The sequence below is a fragment of the Cognaticolwellia beringensis genome (assembly GCF_002076895.1).
Lineage (GTDB): Bacteria > Pseudomonadota > Gammaproteobacteria > Enterobacterales > Alteromonadaceae > Cognaticolwellia > Cognaticolwellia beringensis.
Genome location: NZ_CP020465.1, coordinates 3,968,432 through 3,987,118 on the forward strand (window position 1 = coordinate 3,968,432; position 18,687 = coordinate 3,987,118).

16 protein-coding genes are annotated in these 18,687 nt (G+C 37.1%); 10 read left to right on the top strand and 6 right to left on the bottom strand.

Annotated features, from left to right (window positions below; all coding sequences use genetic code 11):
* Positions 1–600: 600 nt before the first annotated feature.
* The 3 genes from B5D82_RS16685 to rnk are packed head-to-tail and all read left to right on the top strand — an operon-like array spanning position 601 to position 2,034.
* The gene (locus B5D82_RS16685; protein ID WP_081153122.1) at positions 601–810 is read left to right on the top strand and encodes a hypothetical protein; all 210 of its coding nucleotides are present in this window, start codon (positions 601–603) and stop codon (positions 808–810) included.
* Between the two features lie 4 nt (positions 811–814).
* Positions 815–1,615, top strand: a complete 801-nt coding sequence (locus B5D82_RS16690; protein ID WP_081153124.1) for a uroporphyrinogen-III synthase — start codon at positions 815–817, stop codon at positions 1,613–1,615.
* Positions 1,616–1,656: 41 nt separating this feature from the next.
* Complete coding sequence (rnk, locus tag B5D82_RS16695; RefSeq protein ID WP_081153125.1) at positions 1,657–2,034, top strand: nucleoside diphosphate kinase regulator; 378 nt, start codon at positions 1,657–1,659, stop codon at positions 2,032–2,034.
* A 92-nt stretch (positions 2,035–2,126) separates the two neighbouring features.
* Here the strand turns inward: rnk and B5D82_RS16700 are convergent, their stop codons facing one another.
* From B5D82_RS16700 to B5D82_RS16730, 6 genes are all read right to left on the bottom strand, one after another.
* Complete coding sequence (locus B5D82_RS16700) at positions 2,127–4,145, bottom strand: LTA synthase family protein (RefSeq protein WP_081153127.1); 2,019 nt, start codon at positions 4,143–4,145, stop codon at positions 2,127–2,129.
* A 130-nt stretch (positions 4,146–4,275) separates the two neighbouring features.
* Positions 4,276–4,641: a diacylglycerol kinase gene (locus tag B5D82_RS16705; RefSeq protein ID WP_081153128.1), complete on the bottom strand. Its 366-nt coding sequence runs from the start codon at positions 4,639–4,641 to the stop codon at positions 4,276–4,278.
* Positions 4,641–6,329: a phosphoethanolamine transferase gene (locus B5D82_RS16710; protein WP_081153130.1), complete on the bottom strand. Its 1,689-nt coding sequence runs from the start codon at positions 6,327–6,329 to the stop codon at positions 4,641–4,643. Before B5D82_RS16710 ends, B5D82_RS16705 begins: the two co-directional genes overlap by 1 nt.
* 406 nt (positions 6,330–6,735) lie before the next feature.
* Positions 6,736–8,160, bottom strand: coding sequence for a sensor histidine kinase (locus B5D82_RS16720; protein WP_081153133.1), 1,425 nt, complete (start codon positions 8,158–8,160; stop codon positions 6,736–6,738).
* Positions 8,161–8,169: 9 nt separating this feature from the next.
* Positions 8,170–8,835: a response regulator transcription factor gene (locus tag B5D82_RS16725; protein ID WP_081153135.1), complete on the bottom strand. Its 666-nt coding sequence runs from the start codon at positions 8,833–8,835 to the stop codon at positions 8,170–8,172.
* Between the two features lie 205 nt (positions 8,836–9,040).
* Entirely contained in the window at positions 9,041–9,580 is a 540-nt protein-coding gene (locus B5D82_RS16730) for a manganese efflux pump MntP (protein WP_081153136.1), read from the bottom strand.
* Between the two features lie 393 nt (positions 9,581–9,973).
* Here B5D82_RS16730 and B5D82_RS16735 point away from each other — a divergent pair, with 393 nt between their 5' ends.
* The 7 genes from B5D82_RS16735 (at position 9,974) to B5D82_RS16765 (ending at position 18,616) form a co-directional block, all read left to right on the top strand.
* Positions 9,974–10,315: a hypothetical protein gene (locus B5D82_RS16735; RefSeq protein ID WP_245807499.1), complete on the top strand. Its 342-nt coding sequence runs from the start codon at positions 9,974–9,976 to the stop codon at positions 10,313–10,315.
* Positions 10,316–10,465: 150 nt separating this feature from the next.
* On the top strand, positions 10,466–10,990 hold the full coding sequence (locus tag B5D82_RS16740) for a DUF411 domain-containing protein (protein ID WP_081153138.1): 525 nt from the start codon (positions 10,466–10,468) through the stop codon (positions 10,988–10,990).
* Positions 10,990–12,447: a TolC family protein gene (locus tag B5D82_RS16745; protein ID WP_081153139.1), complete on the top strand. Its 1,458-nt coding sequence runs from the start codon at positions 10,990–10,992 to the stop codon at positions 12,445–12,447. The genes B5D82_RS16740 and B5D82_RS16745 overlap by 1 nt, the downstream gene beginning before the upstream one ends.
* Entirely contained in the window at positions 12,447–14,267 is a 1,821-nt protein-coding gene (locus B5D82_RS16750) for an efflux RND transporter periplasmic adaptor subunit (RefSeq protein ID WP_081153141.1), read from the top strand. Before B5D82_RS16745 ends, B5D82_RS16750 begins: the two co-directional genes overlap by 1 nt.
* A 17-nt stretch (positions 14,268–14,284) precedes the next feature.
* Positions 14,285–17,404: an efflux RND transporter permease subunit gene (locus B5D82_RS16755; RefSeq protein ID WP_081153142.1), complete on the top strand. Its 3,120-nt coding sequence runs from the start codon at positions 14,285–14,287 to the stop codon at positions 17,402–17,404.
* 198 nt (positions 17,405–17,602) lie between these two features.
* Positions 17,603–18,088 carry a YybH family protein gene (locus B5D82_RS16760; RefSeq protein ID WP_081153144.1) on the top strand — a complete coding sequence of 162 codons (486 nt, stop codon included), beginning with the start codon at positions 17,603–17,605 and terminating at the stop codon, positions 18,086–18,088.
* A 24-nt stretch (positions 18,089–18,112) separates the two neighbouring features.
* A complete protein-coding gene (locus tag B5D82_RS16765) occupies positions 18,113–18,616 on the top strand; it encodes a YybH family protein (protein ID WP_081153145.1) in 504 nt (167 codons plus the stop codon).
* Positions 18,617–18,687: the final 71 nt, after the last annotated feature.

The following is an 18,687-nucleotide window of genomic DNA, read 5'->3' on the forward strand; positions in this document are numbered from 1 at the left end:
TGTAAAGTAATTTGAAGTCCTCGTAATGCCATACACTAATGGTAAAACTTATTCTTGCTTGAAGTAGTAAGCGCTTTAAAGTAAATTCTCTAAATCATCACTAGCTAATAGGGTAATTAACTATTGAAAAGTCGGTGTAAACGGTGGTGAATAGATTTATGATTGAATGCTAAAGTGTAAAAATATGCTTTGTAGCAATTGTATTAGAATTAATTGTCATGGTTTATTTTATATATAAAACATTTATTACTTTTGACTTGAAATTTAACTCGTTCACCGCAATTAACTTAATATAACCCTGGGATTAACCATTATTGGTAAAAATAGTGGTCTATGTTACGATTAATATATGCTTACATTATCATTTATTCAGTTCATTGCTTTAGTTGATGACTTATCCATTACACAGATGGTACCTGTTCGCACCTTGCCCATTTTAGGGCGACTAAATACAGCTTTAACTTAGTCGCCCAACACGTAAACAAAACTAATCTACGAAAAGACAAGTAACAGCACATAAATGGTGCCTGCTATTCGTGGCTAGTTTAAATTTGTGCAATTAACACTCACCACCATTTATTCGAGATTGATAATAGATATATGCATAATAATTTTTGGGATTACCTCTATGAAACCACTGAGTTAATAGAAAATATGGCTAATGAAAAGCAAGATATAATTGAGCAAGTTTATGCTCGATTAGAAAATGTTGAGTTGCTATATGAGCGAAATTTCGATCCTGTTGATTCATATGAAGAATATGTAGCAGTAAAGTTAATTCGGGCAATTTCACAGGCGATCAAAAGGTAACAACATGGATGCTCTCCCTATAAATGTTTTGTTTAGCAGAGAATACTCGCAGCTTGGTAGCGCCTTAAAAGTGTTGTCAGCTAAAAAGTTCAAGGTTATTGCTTGCCCAACGATCAAGATAGCGGCGGTTGAAAAAAATCAACAACTTAAAAATGACTTTACTCAAGCAGTAACTGCTGATTATTTAATTTTTACTTCTCAATACGCGGTTATTGAAACCATAGCATTCCTGAAGCTTTTAGGTATTAGTGCATCTGCACTTAACGCAATGAAAATTTGTGCTGTTGGCCCGATGGTTTCTCGCCAGTTGGCTGAATATGGCCTTATTGCCGATATGATGCCCAGCATATATACAGCTGAATCGTTAGGCGATTTATTTCCACGTATAGCGGCTGATAGCTTAAAAATATTTTTTCCAAAAGGAAATCGAGCAGCGTTAAAATTAGAACAGGTGCTTGCTGAAAAAGGTTATTCGATAATTTCACCTATTATTTACCAAACGACATTAAGAAAATCGCTTGAAAAACCTGCGCAAGCTTTATTTGATGCAAAGAATGTCGATTGTTTTGTATTTACATCTCCGTCATCTGTGCTTGCTTTGACGTCGATCTTAAATACCGCTAAAAATGAACAGGCTTTAAAAAATACGGTGCTTTGCGCCATAGGAACAACAACGTATCAGGCGTGTTTAGATGCTGGATTAACAGTCAGCATTATGCCAAAGGAGTTTACTATTGAAGGATTAGCTCGTGCGATAGATAGCTACTATCTCCACTTTACAGGTAAAGATATAGACAAAAATTAATATTTTATTAGGTCAGTTAATTTAAAAATAAGAGGTATATAATGAAAAAACCAAAATTAATTATAAGCCATGAAGACTATGATGGCTTACACTCTATGATAGAGAATGAAGAATTTGCACCTTCGCACGCGTTACTAATTGATGAATTAGAGCGAGCGAAAACTGTAGATAAAGTAAAGCTGCCAAGTAATGTTGTGCGGATGAATTCTACCGTAACATTCACGATGCTTTCGACACAAAAGACTTTTGCTCTTAAACTTGTCTACCCTAAAGATACTAAGGAAACTGGTACTTTATCGATCCTCACACCCGTTGGTAGTGCCTTAATCGGCTTATCTATTGGACAAGAAATCGAATGGCCTTTAGGTAATAGTAAAACTACCATTGTTCATATCGATTCTATTGAATATAGTGAGTAATTCGCGCTCTAACTGACTCATTTAATTAGGCAATAGCTCGCTAGTTACAAACGAATAACGTTAATTTAAAAATTAGAAGTTAACGTTATTCGTTATTTAATAACTGCTGTATATTTTATATCAACTTGATTATCATTATTGATATCATCTGGTAATACATACCATTCATTTTCATAAGCTAAACTGCCCCATAAAGCATGCGCCAATGCTATTTCTGATAGCGGTTGATTTAAATTTTTAGGTGTTAAGCTTTTTTCTTTGAAATCATAACTGAAATTCAACGGGGCTTTTTGGGGTTGTAAAATAGTAACTTCGTCATTTTCCATATAAGCAAAATTGTCAGCGTATTGCATCATAGCCCGTTCGGTAACATTCGGATTGTTCAGATCATGTCCGAGCATTGGAGAATAATTGTTAATGCCCATCAATGATAATAGTGTTGGTGCTAAGTCAATTTGACTGACTACTCTTTCATCAGAAAAATTCTGCTTAGATGAATTAAGAATAACACCTGGTATATGGAAATTTTTAATCGGCACAAGGTCACTGCCTAGTGCTCTAGCATCATGATCAGCAACAATGAGAAATATAGTATCTTGCCAATAGGGTTGCTGCTTTGCATTAGCGATAAATTTACCCAAAGCATAATCAGCATATTGAATTGCTTTATGGCGTGACAATTCTTTCTCGTCATATTGTGCTAACTGCTCATCGGTATAATCGATAGGCGTAACTATACCGTCTGGAATTTCAAAGGGATCATGATTACTAGATGAAAAAATAAAGCTGAAAAAAGGTTGGTCATTATTATTAAGTTTAGTTAGCTCTATATCTGCTTGCTTGAATAAATCTTCATCGCTGGCACCCCAAGAGCCGACAAAATTAGGGTTTTTAATATCTTTAAAGTCAACAATATCAGTAAAACCATTGCCTAAGAAAAAACTCTTCATGTTGTCGAAATGACTTTCGCCGCCGTAAATAAATTGCGTTGTGTAATCATGCTTTGCAAGTAAGCTCGCAATGGTGAAGAAACCCGTTTGTGACTTATCTAGCTTAACAACAGCTCTTGCAGGCGTTGGCGTAAATCCTGTAATTACCGCTTCAATCCCTCTTACAGAACGTGTACCAGTGGCATATAAATTTTTAAATGCCCAGCCTTGCTTATTAAGTTTATTAATTTCTGGGCTTAGAGGAAGTCCGCCTAAGGAGGATACAAATTGAGCCCCTAAACTTTCTTCTAAAATTATAACGAGATTTTTTGGTTTACCTTGATAAACCGCAGTTCTTGACGCCAAGGAAGGTTGCGTTTCAACATTAAAAGCTTGAGGTGTTAAACCTGTTTCTTGTTGTATAAGCGTAATAACTTTTTCAGTGCTCATTTTCCCGTAAAGCTTAGCGGCATCTTTTTCGTTGCCTAACTGTTTGTAAGCATGAGCAACGCTATAAATAGAATTTAGGGTCAATGAATTAATTAATGGGTCAGTGGAAAAGTAAACTAATGACGGATTAATAGGGCGATGACCAATAGTGCCTCGCGTGCAAAGCACAAGTACCATCAATAAAGCTAAACATGAAAAGCTTGAAGATATAATTGATTGCTTGTGGTTAATCCCTCTAGCATCAATAACTTTATTTAGAATCTGCCAAATGTATTTACTGGTGATGAGCAATAAACAAATAACAATGACTAAAGTCATTAAATGTCCATTGAAAAGCATTTTCATGACTTCATTTGGATAAGGTAAATATTCAATGAATAATCTGTTGGGCCTAAAGCCATATTCATTGATAAAAGCTGGCGTTGCTAGTTCAAAAAATAGTACGCAGATAAAAATAAAGAAAAATATGCCTTTTAAGGTTTTAAGCCATGCGTTTTGGTATTTAGAAAGCATAAACCAAGGGTGTAATAGGGCAGGTAATATTAACAAATAACCCAGCGCACTTAAGTCAATTCTAAAACCCTGTGAAAATAAGGTCATAAAACTGGCAAAACTTTCGAAGCGATCGATTTGCCATAACCCTAATCCTAATCTTGAAATGAATAAAGTCAGAATAAGTAATAGGGAAAATAAAGCAAATGGGCGTAATAAGTTGTATGTTGGTTTAAACATAGTAAGTAATACCGCTAGTAGAACACGGTGCTACTTTAAAATATGAAACTTAAGGGAAGCTTAATTTAAACTGAAAAGTAGCTAATCTCTTAGCTACTGACTAATTAAGGAAAAATTAAGGGAAAGAGCTTTACAGCAATATTACCAGCCAAATACTGCTGGCGATAATCAAACTAATAAAAACTGCTGCTGAGCCTAAATCTTTTGCTAAACCCGATAACGGGTGAATCTCTAAGCCGATTCGGTCAACAACTGCCTCAATGGCGGTATTGATAATTTCAGTAAAAATAATGAACAGTATTGCTAATATTAGCGAGACTTGTTCTAAGGCACTGATGTCAAATGCAAAAGAAATGGGTAGAGCAATTAATAGCAATAATAACTCTTGCCTAAATGCCGATTCATTCTGATACAACCATTTTAGGGCTCTAAATGAATTTAATGCCGCTAAAGCTACTCTTTTTACACCTTTAGGTTTATTTATATTGTCAAACACTAGTCTATTATCTCCATGTCTAATTTTTGTGAAGTGGTGGTACGGGCTATTGCGTGTTCCGATTTACAATCTATGAATGGATCGTTTTCAATATCATAGGCTGTTGACTTAACGGACATAATACTGAGTAAAGTATCAAAAACGTTATCATGGCTTATAGGGGCTTTTGATAAGTCACTCAAGCACTTAGTATTAAAATCATTTTGAATAGGATCAGCCCAAAAAATCATCGGTACATGCGTTTGTTCTTCTGGAGCAAAAGCATAAGGTAAACCATGCAAATAAACACCACTTTCACCTAATGATTCTCCATGATCTGAAATATAAAGTAGCGATGATTCGATATTATCTTTTTTATCAAGCTCGCTTAATTGATTAATGACTTTTGAGAGCACTAGGTCAGTATAGGCAATTGTATTGTCGTAAGTATTAATAAGTTGCTCTTGGCTACAGTTTTGAATATCACTACGTTGACAGTCTGGTGTAAAAACGCTTTTACTGCTTGGATAACGCTTGAAATAGGTTGGCCCGTGAGAGCCAATCATGTGCAAAACAATCAGGGTGTTTTCATTAGTTAGCGAATTAAGCTTCTTTTTTAATGGCGCTAATAATGCTTCATCGAAACAATATTCACCGTCACATAAAGGGTTAGATTTATCAGTATCGACCTGTAGTGTTTTTACACGGGTACACACGCCTTTACAGCTACCATTATTATTACTGATCCATAAAATATCAGCGCCGGCTAAATGTATTAAATCTACGGCGTTTTGCTGGGCGGTAGATTTGCGTTTGCTGTAGTTATCTTTGTTTAATCTAGAGAACATACAAGGCACAGAAACCGCTGTTGCTGTTCCACAAGAGCTCATATTTGAAAAAGATATCACGCCTTGAGTTTCAGTATACTGATTGGTCGGTTTTGTATAACCATTGAGTGAAAAGCTTTGTGCACGAGCGGTTTCACCTAACACCATTACCGTGACATGCTTACGACTACTATCGCGGACAATTGTCGGCGCAGTATCTAAAACCTGAAACTTCATAGGAGGATAAAAATAATGGTTTCTGACAAATTTATAGCTCGCATCAGCCATTTTATAAGGCGTAACATATCCCAAGAGATCTTTATTATTTCTACCTACGGCCGCATAATTTGAATAAAAAACGCTGGCGATTAAGAGAACGACAGCAAAACTGAAAGTAATAATTTTTAAGCGAGTTAATAATTCTCTGAAAAAAGGTTTATAAGTTAGTTTTACCTTATAGATTATAAATGATGGTAAAACACCAAAAATTAGGAAAAATAAGCTGGCGTGCAAATTAACGTAAGATAGTGCCTCAGCCGAGTCTGTTTCAAGGGTATTTTGCACCATACCGTAATCAAAAACGATACCATAAGTAATTGTGCCATAAAATATCAGTGATGAAATAATGACAGTGGTGATCAGTAAAGGCTTAGTTAGCCATCGAAAAGAAAATATCCCTTGGAATACTACGCTTAATGAGAGTAAGAATATTGGTAAAGAGATTAAAAATAGCACATTATAATTATCTAAAGCCGTTATTGCTGTGCTTGCTTTTGACAAAAAGGGTAGATTCAACACCAATGCAATATAACAGCAAGTAAAAAACAGCAACTGATTGGTTGTTATGGTTAAATTTTCAAAATAGGAGATAATTTTTTTCATTTTATCAGGCCTAGACTTGCACAAAAGTTAAACTCAGCGATTAGAATATTTGCCTTATTTTTACGGTGAAAAAAATTAAATCTGCTATCGATAAGAAGAGAAAATGGCTCAATCAATTCGAATGTATCAGTGCAAATAAAGTTATGATTGACACTTTGTTGCCAATGACTTTTTTTCGCAGCAATATTGAATTTTAAATTCGATGAAATGAGTAAGGTTATGATTGGAATATGTTTGAAAATATTTAGCATGTAAACACCTATTAATAAGTGTTTGTATGTTAAATATGTAAACTTAAGATAGGCTTAGGGCAAACTGATAATTAGCTTAGTTTAAACTTAAAACTCTATGAGAATAAAAAAGATAGTGAATATATTATTCCAGATAATTAAGCAGTTAAAGCCTTTCAAAATATAATCGTGAAGGTTATTTCTTTTTCGGCTGACATTGCGACATTTAAATCAGCCGAGATATTTTCACAATAAGATTTAACAATAGCTAAGCCCAAGCCGTATCTTTCGACTGAAGTTCTTGACGAATCTTTCTGCCATAAAGGTTCAAAGAATAAGGCGAGATCTGCCTCACTATAATCATGTTCACAGCGATTAGTCATTTTTAGCATGATTTGTTCATCATCAGAATAAGGCTCAACCGTTATCGTTATTGCTGTTGAATCTGGACTGTAAAACAAGGCATTGTTAATTAAATTCGATAATACAGTCGTTAAGGCGAATTCATTGGTATTGATGTTTCCACATGCCTTATTAAAGTAATAATCAATGACTCTATTGGCTTTATTTTCCAGTGTGATAACTGAGTTGATAAGTTTATCTACATCGACCTGTTGTTTTTCTAATGTAGCTTTGTTACTGCTTTTTTGTAGTAAAAGTATGCCATTGACAATATTACGCAAACGCTCGGTAATGCTAAGTACATCGGTTTGGAAGTTCTCAGAGAGTTGTTTTTCATGGGGAAATTTAATCGTCACTTCACTTAAGTTGAGTAATTCTGCTATCGGTGTTTTTAATTCATGCGCAATATCTGAGGTGATCCTTTGCTCTCTTGCATAAAGAATCTTATTTTCACTGATAAAGTGATTGATACCATTGGCAATTGTGATGAGTTCTTCGGGGAGCTTGCAAGTACTTATTTCGCTAACTTCAGAATTTAAGTTTATTTTTTTGAGTTCTTGACTCAGATTTTCTATGGGTTTTAATTCACGGATAACCACATTAAAAACAATGATTCTTACCGCAATAATAGCGATTAGCGATGTCACTATAAAAATGATATCAACAAACCAAAGTATATGATTCAAACCTTCAGTACTAATGGCGTATGCAAGTTCCATCGGTTTTTGATTTTTAGAAAATTGCGCTTTGGATATACCATTTTCTGCTCTAACATCACTGTCTATTTGCGGTATAAATTGTGTGAAAAGCATCTTTCCTGAACGACCATCGGGCAGGGTAATGTCAGTTATTATTGAGTGCTTGTCTCCAAGTTCAACTTTAGGTAATTCATTTATGTCAAAAAGCTCAAGCGTTTTAGAGCGTTCAAAAACTTTATTATCAAGCCATAATTGAAAGTATTCAGGATCATTGACGCCAGAAAACTCAGGCATAAATTCATCAGCAAAATCAAAATCAATTTCATGAGTATCTGCACTAACCAGTGTTGTGAGCAATCCAACTTTATTCACCATGGCTCGATCGAATTCACCACTGATCCAAGTATCAACAGCAATGTCAGTGAGCAAGAAAATGGCGACTAATAATATCGAAATTGAAATGGATATATAACGACTTAATTTTTTCTTAATAGAAATCATCTACAGGTCTCAACAAAAATAGCCGAAGCCACGCTTGGTTTTTATGGGTAAATCATGTCCGAGTAATTTTACTTTTTTTCTAGCCGTGGAAAGGTGTGCTTCGATAGAGTTTTTTGCAATGGCATCGTATTGGCCCGCTAAATATTCACTTAATTTTTCAGGGGATATTACTTTGCCTTGATTGGTAAATAAACATTCAACAAGCTTGTATTCATTTGGGGTTAAATTGGCATCATTGCCATCACAAAATAATTGCTTTAAGTGCAGGTCTAATGAAAACAAGCCGATATTAACTTTACTGTCACTAACATTTAAAGAACCTCTGCGCATGAGGCACAATAAGCGGACATGAAGTTCATCGAATGAAAAAGGTTTAGTGAGATAATCGTCAGCACCGTTAAGTAAACCTTCAATTTTGTCTTCTGTTAGATCTCGGGCTGATAAAATTAAAACCCGGAGGTCTTTATTGGCTTTTCTAATCGCTTTTAATATGGCTGTGCCATCCACAGAAGGGAGCATTAAATCAAGTATCAGCAAAGAATAGTCACCCGCGAGTGCCATGCTTAATCCTTCAGAGCCATCACCGGTGTCATCGACGGTATAGCCTAAGTTTGATAAGCCAATTTTTAAGCTTCTTCGCAGAGAAGTTGAATCCTCAATAATTAAAACTTTCAAAGGTTACCTGCAACATAGAATTGTTATTAATAACAAGATACCAGACTAACCTTAAGATTTACTGATTTTTTGCTGAAGTTATGCTTTGTTTTCGTATCTATTTACCAGCGCTGGTGACAAGTTATGCGCTGATTATAATTAATGTGCCAATAACTTAAGTTAGGTTGTTATCTTCAGGGCCCATTTTACTGAGAAACTGAGACAATTATATTAAGAGTATTTTGATTGCGATAAGTATTAAGACGATGCCACCTAGCAACTCAGCTTTACTTTCAAGCCAAGTACCACTTTTAGCACCAACATAAACACCAATAACACTGAAGAATAAGGTAGTTATGCCTATTATTGCACAGGCAATTAACGGGTTAACGTCCAGTATTGTTAATGAAAATCCTGCAGCCATAGCATCTATGCTGGTCGCGATAGCAAGTACCAACATAATTCTGTGAGTGACCTTAGCTATGTCTTCTTCTATGCCGTTTGATAAGGACTCGTATATCATTTTTCCGCCAATTAATAGCAAAAGAAAAAATGCTACCCATGGCGCATAGGCTTCTACCCAACCAAAAACACCTCTTCCTCCCATATAACCTATTAAAGGCATTAAGCCTTGAAAGAAACCAAAATATAATCCACAAGCTATCGCAAGTGACGGTGTTTTTACTGGGTGTTTAGCACCTAATCCTATTGAGACAGCAAATGCATCCATACTTAACGCTAAGGCAAGAATAATAATTTCGAACATTTTTATAACTTCCAATGAGTACAATTTATTGTGTTGTAGATATGCCGTGGTAAATTATTTGACAGCTAATTGATAACATTAGCGGTTTTTAATGCTGACTAGACACGCTATTTTTTCATCATGTTATGGATAAGTGGTGCTACCAAAATTTGGCAGGATATTATAGCTTTGTATATTTCATATCAAGTGGGAATATCTGAAATATAAAATTGTAGGTATAAATCTAAGCGGGGCTTGAGACTTTAATAAGTTGTAAAAGTATTACATTGAATATAAACAGGAGGTATGCGAACATATTCACTAAGTATATTATATTGTTGGTAACTCGTGGCTTTAAACTTCTCTAAAACATTAATGGTACTGCTAATATGTTTGTCCTTTGTGGGTCAAGCAATGGCGTCTACTATTATGTCTTACCATATGATGGGTATGGCTAGCATGAGTGGAATGAAGAGTATGAACAGCCATGCAGAAGTATTACCACAAAATATGCCAATGATGGATCATAGTAATCATAATATGGCTGCTGATACGGCTACGTTAACGGAGTCAACAGAAGATTGTTGCAATACAATATGTCACTGTTTCACCGGTGGTTGCTCAACTATTGCTGCCTTAATTAAGTATGTAAGTAATACTCCAATTGTTGATAGCTCACCTAAAATACTTTCCTTTTCTCGTTTGGCACTAAGCCAACAACCTAGATCTTTATATCGCCCTCCAATATTAAGTTAACTACAGAATAAGTGTGCCCAAAATTTGGCTCATTTATGTTTTATCATTCTGTATTAGGCTTTTTTGAGTTCGTATTCGTAGAAAATACTTATTTAATCTCATTAATAATAACCTAATTAATTAAAAATTTAACATCCAAATGGGTGGGTTATGTTTACAAAAATATTTACGTTAAAAGTTATTGCTACCTTTGTTGTAGTTTTCTCACTTGCCAGTTGTACTGACGAAAAAACTACTTCTAAGGCTATAGAATCCATAAAGGTTTTGCCACAAACAGTAGAGCTAGCGGTTTATAAAAGTCCTTCCTGTGGTTGCTGTAAAAAATGGATCAGTCATGTTAATGAACATGGCTTTGAATCGAAAGTTCACAGCTTTGATGACTTTCCAGGCATTAAAGATGAAAAATCTATAGCGCCAAGATATCGTTCTTGTCATACCGCAATTTCAAAAGATGGATATGCCTTTGAAGGGCATGTACCAGCGAAATTTATACATCAATTTATGCAAGAAACACACAAAGATGATGTTATCGGTTTGTCTGTCCCTGCTATGCCAGTTGGTAGCCCTGGAATGGAGGTTGGTGATAAATTTCAGCCTTACCGGGTCTTACTGTTGAAGTTGGATGGTAGTTATGAAATTTATGCCAATGTTCAATCCTATGAGGAACAGTTTTAATGATTAAGCCAAACGATAATAGCAAGCTTGCGCTTAAATTTGGTGCTGGTCTTCTCGCTATTTCTGTTTTTTATGTCAGTGCAGCACAATCGATAGCATTGAATAATAGCGAGGTTTTAACTTTTGAAAAAGCGATTAAAGCCGCGCAAAAAAATGATCCTTGGTTAACAGGAAACCTGCATAAGCAACGCGCAATTGAGTCGATGAGTCATGCAGTAAACACATTACCAGATCCTAAAGTGTCTATCAGTTTGGCAAACCTACCAGTAAATGGCTTTGACTTTGGTCAAGAAGGCATGACACAAGCTAAAGTGGGTATTTCACAAATGTTTCCTCGCGGCGATAGCTTAGGCATTAAAAGCCAGCAGCTAAAAATTCAAAGTGAAGCATTTCCCTATCAAAGAAAAGACCGTGAATCAAAAGTAGCTGTTACGGTAGGTAGCTTGTGGTTAGACGCTTACCGAGTTCAGCAAAGCATTGCCTTGATTGAAAAAAATAGATCGCTATTTTTGCAATTAGTCGACGTCGCCGAAGTGAGTTATTCATCTGCTTTAGGGAAAACTCGTCAACAAGATATTGTCCGAGCACAGCTTGAATTAACCCGTTTAGAAGACAGACTAAGTCTATTAGCACAACAGAAAAACCGTTATGAAGGCGTGCTATCTCAATGGCTGACTAGTTTGTCTAGTGAAAATAACTCTTCAGACGAAGCTATCTTAGCAGCTGACTTCTCTTTATATAACATAAAATTAAGTCAGAAACTTCCTGAAGTCGAGCTCTTAAATAATGATTTAGTGGCAAAAAACACCTGGCTCAAGCCGACGGCATTGGTTCAGTATTTTGCTAATCATCCTTCAGTTTTGGCCGTAGATAAACAAATTAACGCCACTAAAACAGGCATTAATTTAGCACAGCAAAAATACAAGCCAGAATGGGGCGTAAACGCAAGTTACGGTTATCGTAGTGATGATGCAATGGGAAGGAGTAGAGCAGACTTGTTTTCTGTCGGTGTAACCTTCGATGTGCCACTGTTTACTGAGAATAGGCAAGATAATGAGCTTAAATCAGCCATATCAGAAACAGAAGCGGCGAAAACAGACAAGGTTTTATTACTCAGGGAGTTACTCGGTGCTTATTCAAGTGCAAAGGGCAGGTTGCTGCGTTTAAAAGAGCGACAAAACCTTTATAGCACAAGGTTGCTACCGCAAATACATGACCAAGCAGAAGCTTCTTTATCCGCTTATACCAACGACGATGGCGATTTCTCTGAAGTCGTTCGCTCACGCATTGCCGTACTCAATACCGAAATAGACGAGCTAACACTCAATGTTGAAGAGCAAAAAATACGTTTAGAACTCAATTACCTTTTTATCGGCAGCCTCAATACTGCAAATACACCAAACAATATGAATATAAACAATAGCTCGAGAACGGCTGTTGTTTCAGGAAATAAATGATGAGCACAAACACGTCAAATAAATACATAAAACCATTAATTGTCGGTATGGCGATAGGCTCAATATTAACTTTTGGTACATATGCTTTCTTGGTGCCAGTTGGGTCTGAGCAAGCAACGACAGCTGAAGCAGAAGAAAAACCCCTCTATTGGGTTGCTCCCATGGACGCTAATTATAGACGAGATAAAGCGGGTAAATCACCTATGGGCATGGACTTAGTGCCCGTTTATGATGACGGTGGAATAGGTCCTGATGAAGGCGTAGGCACTATTCGTATTTCGTCTGACGTTGTGAATAACTTAGGTGTAAGAACCGCCGTAGCACGTTACAAGCCGCTGCATTTTGAAATAAACACGGTGGGTTATGTAACTTACGATGAAGAAAAGCTTGTACATATTCATCCACGAGTACAAGGCTGGGTTGAAAAACTTTATGTGAAGGCTGTCGGTCAAGCGGTTAAAAAAGATCAAGCACTGTACGACATTTACTCACCTGAGCTAGTTAATGCTCAAGAAGAATTATTATTAGCATTAAGCCGTAATAACAGCCAGTTAATCAATGCCGCTGAAAATAGATTAAAGGCTTTACAGCTCCCCGCTTCAGCTATCGTAAAATTGAAAAAAACTAAGCAAGTTCAGCAAAATATTACGTTTTATGCTCCGCAAAACGGGGTAGTTGAAACCCTAAATATACGTGAAGGTTTCTTTGTTCAGCCTGGTACAACTATGTTGTCTATTGGTGATCTTTCAGAGATCTGGTTAGAAACAGAAGTATTTGAAAGACAAGCCAACCAAGTAAACAAGGGCACACCGGTTACCATGACCTTAGATTATTTACCCGGTAAAACATGGCAAGGACAAGTAGATTTTATTTACCCAACACTTGATGCCAAAACACGCACGGTAAAAGTACGTTCACGTTTTAGTAATGAAGATGGTGAGCTCAAGCCTAATATGTTCGCACAAATAGCCATTCATACCTCGAATGATGAAAAAGCGCTATTGATCCCAACTGAAGCACTGATCAGAACAGGCAAACAAGACCGAGTTGTACTGGCATTAGGAGAAGGGAGCTTTAAGTCTATCGCCGTAACCGTTGGCCGATATGACAGCGAAAGTGTTGAAATACTTACCGGACTTAACGATGGCGATAAAATTGTGAGTTCTGCGCAATTCTTATTGGATTCAGAATCGAGTAAATCATCTGATTTTAAACGCATGCATAGCAATGAATCAAGTGATGAGCAATTAGCACCCATATCGGTTTGGGTGCAAGCTGAAATAGAGAGCTTAATGGCAGAACATAATATGTTAACACTTTCGCATGCTGCGATTCCTGAGTGGAGTTGGCCTGAAATGGTGATGGACTTTATTGCCATTGATACTATTGACTTCTCAAGCCTTAAAATCGGCCTAAGTTTACATGTTGAAGTCAGTAAAACAGCTGAAGGCGATTACATCATAACTAATATTCACATCCCTGAACAAAGCAGTTCAATGGAAATGGATATGCCTCAAGATGAAAAAGTAAGTTCTGCAACAGTAACAGGGACAATTAATTCACTAATGGTTGACCATGGCATGATTAATATCAGTCGTTCAGCGATAGAGAAGTGGAGTAGACCAGCTGCTACGGTAGATTTTATTACCGATGAAAACGTAAGCTTAGCTAATTTTAACAAAGGCATGGAGGTGACATTTACTTTCGAAATACGTGATGGAAATTTCATTATTACTGACATTTCTCCATTGTTAGAAGGTGATGCACCAAGTATTGAATCTTCTTTTGAAGAAGCATCTGTTGACCACTCAAACCACTAATTAGGAGTAAATAAATTATGATTACTGCTATTATTCGTTGGTCGATTGGTAACCGTTTTTTTGTCTTGCTAGCAACCATGCTACTTGTTGGTGCGGGTTTATATTCAGTTAGCAAAACACCGATTGATGCACTACCTGATCTTTCAGACGTACAAGTAATAATTAAAACAAGCTATCCAGGCCAAGCGCCACAAGTCGTTGAAGACCAAGTGACTTATCCGATGACCACCGCCATGTTATCAGTGCCAGGCGCTGTAACAGTGCGCGGTTATTCATTCTTTGGTGACTCCTATGTTTACGTTATTTTTGATGAAGACACCGACCTTTACTGGGCACGTTCTCGGGTACTTGAATATTTAAGCCAAGTTGCACCCAACTTACCCAGTGACGCACGGCCACAATTAGGGCCTGACGCTACGGGTGTTGGTTGGGTATATTTATATGCGCTTACTGATAAAACTGGCCAACATGATTTAAGCCAACTGCGTAGTATTCAAGATTGGTTTTTGAAGTTTGAATTACAAACTGTTCCTGGGGTTTCTGAAGTTGCTGCACTGGGCGGTATGGTTAAGCAATATCAAGTGAAGGTTGATCCAGAAAAAATTCGTGCTTATGGAATTCCACTTTCACTTATCCAAACCGCCATTAAACAAGGTAATCAGGAAATTGGAGCTTCAGTGGTTGAAATGGCTGAAGCAGAGTACATGGTCCGAGCCACAGGCTATATAACTGACGTTGACGATCTAGAAAACATTCCACTGGGTGTAAACCAAAATGGCACGCCGTTACTCTTAAAAGATGTGGCAGATATTGGTACTGGCCCGCAAATGCGCAGAGGCATTGCTGAGCTTAATGGTGAAGGAGAAACGGTTGGCGGCATTGTTGTCATGCGCTTTGGCGAAAACGCCCAACAAGTGATTAACGGCGTAAAAGCCAAACTTGAACAGCTTAAAAAAGGCTTACCTGATGGCGTAGAAATAGTGCCGGTTTATGACCGTTCTGCATTAATAGAGCGAGCTGTCGATAACTTGGCTTTTAAGCTATTGGAAGAATTTGGTGTCGTTGCCTTGGTTTGCATTATTTTCTTATTCCATGTCCGCTCTTCTTTAGTCGCTATAATCAGTTTACCTGTCGGAATTTTAACGGCATTTATTATCATGCATCTGCAAGGTCTTAACGCCAATATTATGTCTTTAGGCGGAATTGCCATTGCGATTGGCGCGATGATCGATGGTGCTATTGTCATGATAGAAAATATGCATAAGCATATGGAAAAAAACCCGCTAACGAAAGAAAATCGCTGGCAAATAGTGACCGAGTCAGCCAGTGAAGTAGGGCCGGCATTATTCTTTAGTTTATTAATAATTACTGTAAGCTTTGTGCCAGTATTTACCTTAGAAGCACAAGAAGGACGGATGTTTGCTCCGTTAGCCTTTACTAAAACTTATGCTATGGCGGCATCTGCGGCATTAGCTATAACGTTAGTACCGGTATTAATGGGCTATTTTATTCGCGGTAAAGTACTGCCTGAGCATAAAAATCCGGTCAATAGATTTCTGACCTTTATCTACATGCCTGCGCTTAAAACTGTGTTGAACTTCCCTAAAATAACACTACTAGCAGCATTAATCGTCCTGGGCATTGGTATATATCCAATTAATAAGATTGGTAGTGAGTTTATACCTCCGCTCGATGAAGGCGATCTGATGTACATGCCAACAACATATCCTGGTATATCGATTGGTCAGGCTCGTCAATTGCTACAACAAACTGACAAACTAATTAAAACAGTGCCAGAGGTGAAAACCGTTTTTGGCAAAGTAGGCCGTGCTGAAACCGCAACGGATCCAGCGCCCTTAACCATGATTGAAACCTTTATTCAGTTTAAACCCCATGACCAATGGCGTGAAGGTGTAACACCTGAAAGTTTGAAACAAGAACTCGACGCTTTAGTGAAATTACCAGGGGTGACTAATGCTTGGGTTATGCCAATAAAAACCCGTATTGATATGCTAGCAACCGGTATAAAAACCCCCGTAGGCATAAAAGTGGCGGGGCCTGATTTATCAGTTATTCAAGATATTGGTCAACAGTTGGAGGTGATTTTAAAAGACGTACCAGGCACTGCTTCCGTTTATTCAGAACGTGTTGCGGGTGGTCGCTATATAAAAGTGGACATTCAGCGGGCGAAAGCGGCACGTTATGGTTTGAATATCGCTGAAATTCAACAAGTAGTTGCTACAGCTGTTGGCGGTATGAATGTTACGCAAACTGTTGAACGTTTAGAGCGTTATCCGGTCAATGTGCGTTACCCACAGGATTATCGTGACTCTCCAGAGCAATTATCATTGCTACCGATAGTTACGCCTAATGGCCAACGTATTGCCTTAGGCGATGTTGCCAATATTTATATTGAAGATGGACCTCCGGGTATCAAGTCTGAAAATGCCCGGTTAAATGGTTGGGCTTTTGTTGATATTGAAGGCGTTGATGTCGGCACTTATGTTGAAGCCGCACAGAAAGTGGTCACTGATCAATTAGTGCTACCCGCGGGTTACTCAATTACTTGGGCCGGACAATACGAATATATGCAGCGAGCAAAAGCCAAGTTAGCTTATGTGGTGCCATTAACCTTATTTATTATCGTGATACTACTTTACCTTAACTTTAGAAATGTCATTGAAGTGGCAATGATTATGGGTACTCTGCCGTTAGCGATGGTTGGCAGTATTTGGTTGATGTATTTAGAAGGATTTAACTTCTCTGTGGCGGTTGGGGTCGGTTTTATTGCGCTGGCAGGTGTGGCGGTAGAAATTGGCGTTATTATGTTGGTGTATTTAAATCAAGCGTATCAAGCCATGTTAGATGAACATCGCTTAAAAGATGTTGCCACCACAAAAGAAGATTTATTTCAGGCCGTGTTGCATGGTGCGGGTATGCGTGTGCGCCCGGTAATGATGACAGCGGCTGCCATTATTGTTGGTTTGTTACCCATTTTATATGGCACAGGCACAGGTTCTGAAGTCATGAGCCGTATTGCAGCTCCTATGGTTGGCGGCATGATGAGCGCGGTGATATTAACCTTGCTAGTTTTACCGGCATTATTTTATTTATGGCGTTCGTCATCGATAAAATAACTGAAGTAATAGTTAAGTATTACTTCACTATTACTTAACTATGGCAATAATTTAGGCACTAACTTGAGCGCTAACTTTATTAGCGCTCAAGACTATGTGAAATATAATAATAGAGACATAAAGCGTAAAGCTGATTTTAGAAAACCAGCATAATCAGTAACTACGAATATTAACGATAAAAATAAAAAAGAGACGGATATGAAAATAATTAAAAGTATTTTAGTGATGACTTTACTGTTGAATATATCAATGAGCTTTAACTTGCACGCTCATAAGAACGACAAAAATGAAGCTAAAATTGAGACTAAAAATCCAGTAATAGAAACTGAAGCGGGTAAAGCCATTACTCAATTCCATCAAGCGCTAAAAGCAGGCGACAAAGTAACAGCCAGAGCTTTATTAGCTGATGATGTATTGATTTTTGAAGGTGGCGGTGTAGAAAAATCTGCTGATGAATATGCTCAGCATCATATGCTTTCAGATATGAAATATTTGGCAGAAATTAACACCGAAGTATTAGATTATCAAATCAAAGTTTTTGGTGATATTGCTTACGCAATGTCGAGCAGTAAATCGACTGGTAAATACCGTGGTAAAGATATTAATAGTGAAGGTATGGAAACCATGGTGCTACAAAAAATAGATGGGAAATGGAAAATTGTCCATATTCATTGGTCAAACTAAGTTTACATATTAATAGGATTAATAATGAATAAATATATTACGGCAATTTTAGTGCTAATGATGAGTTTTCTCTCAATGGCACATGGTGATAAAGACCATAGTAATAAAGATGAAAAAGCGATCATCGATATTATCAACAGTATTAAATATGGCTGGGAAAATGGTGATGGCAAACCTTTTAGAAAAAACTTTCTTGATTTTAAAGGTGCTCGATATGTTGAGAGTGGTGGTCAAAATTCGGGGTTAAACTCTTTAGTTGAGCACCATGTTGAACCAGAAAAAGATGCATTAGAGTACTTAAAGCTAGATTTTAGTGAAATTGAAATTCACTTTGAAGGTGAAGCCAAAAGTTTTGCATGGGCAATTGCCGCTACGCGTGTAAAAGGTAAAGTTAACAAAAGTGGTAAAGAGTTCGACAAAAGTGGTTATCAAACATTTCTTTTGAGAAAAATTGATGGTTTTTGGAAGGTAGTACACAGTCATTCGTCAAGTCGTGATTACAAACCCAAAAAAGTCCATAAACATTAATGGTTATAGACTTAATTATAAAAACATATAGCGGTTAATTATTAATTTTAGCCGCTGTACTTTTTTAAAAT

Excerpts from the sequence above, each read along its gene's own strand:
- B5D82_RS16685 (WP_081153122.1), top strand. The coding sequence starts at position 601 with ATGCATAATAATTTTTGGGATTACCTCTATGAAACCACTGAGTTAATA.
- B5D82_RS16690 (WP_081153124.1), top strand. The coding sequence starts at position 815 with ATGGATGCTCTCCCTATAAATGTTTTGTTTAGCAGAGAATACTCGCAG.
- rnk (WP_081153125.1), top strand. The coding sequence starts at position 1,657 with ATGAAAAAACCAAAATTAATTATAAGCCATGAAGACTATGATGGCTTA.
- B5D82_RS16700 (WP_081153127.1), bottom strand. The coding sequence starts at position 4,145 with ATGTTTAAACCAACATACAACTTATTACGCCCATTTGCTTTATTTTCC.
- B5D82_RS16710 (WP_081153130.1), bottom strand. The coding sequence starts at position 6,329 with ATGAAAAAAATTATCTCCTATTTTGAAAATTTAACCATAACAACCAAT.
- B5D82_RS16720 (WP_081153133.1), bottom strand. The coding sequence starts at position 8,160 with ATGATTTCTATTAAGAAAAAATTAAGTCGTTATATATCCATTTCAATT.
- B5D82_RS16730 (WP_081153136.1), bottom strand. The coding sequence starts at position 9,580 with ATGTTCGAAATTATTATTCTTGCCTTAGCGTTAAGTATGGATGCATTT.
- B5D82_RS16735 (WP_245807499.1), top strand. The coding sequence starts at position 9,974 with ATGGCGTCTACTATTATGTCTTACCATATGATGGGTATGGCTAGCATG.
- B5D82_RS16740 (WP_081153138.1), top strand. The coding sequence starts at position 10,466 with ATGTTTACAAAAATATTTACGTTAAAAGTTATTGCTACCTTTGTTGTA.
- B5D82_RS16745 (WP_081153139.1), top strand. The coding sequence starts at position 10,990 with ATGATTAAGCCAAACGATAATAGCAAGCTTGCGCTTAAATTTGGTGCT.
- B5D82_RS16750 (WP_081153141.1), top strand. The coding sequence starts at position 12,447 with ATGAGCACAAACACGTCAAATAAATACATAAAACCATTAATTGTCGGT.
- B5D82_RS16755 (WP_081153142.1), top strand. The coding sequence starts at position 14,285 with ATGATTACTGCTATTATTCGTTGGTCGATTGGTAACCGTTTTTTTGTC.
- B5D82_RS16760 (WP_081153144.1), top strand. The coding sequence starts at position 17,603 with ATGAAAATAATTAAAAGTATTTTAGTGATGACTTTACTGTTGAATATA.
- B5D82_RS16765 (WP_081153145.1), top strand. The coding sequence starts at position 18,113 with ATGAATAAATATATTACGGCAATTTTAGTGCTAATGATGAGTTTTCTC.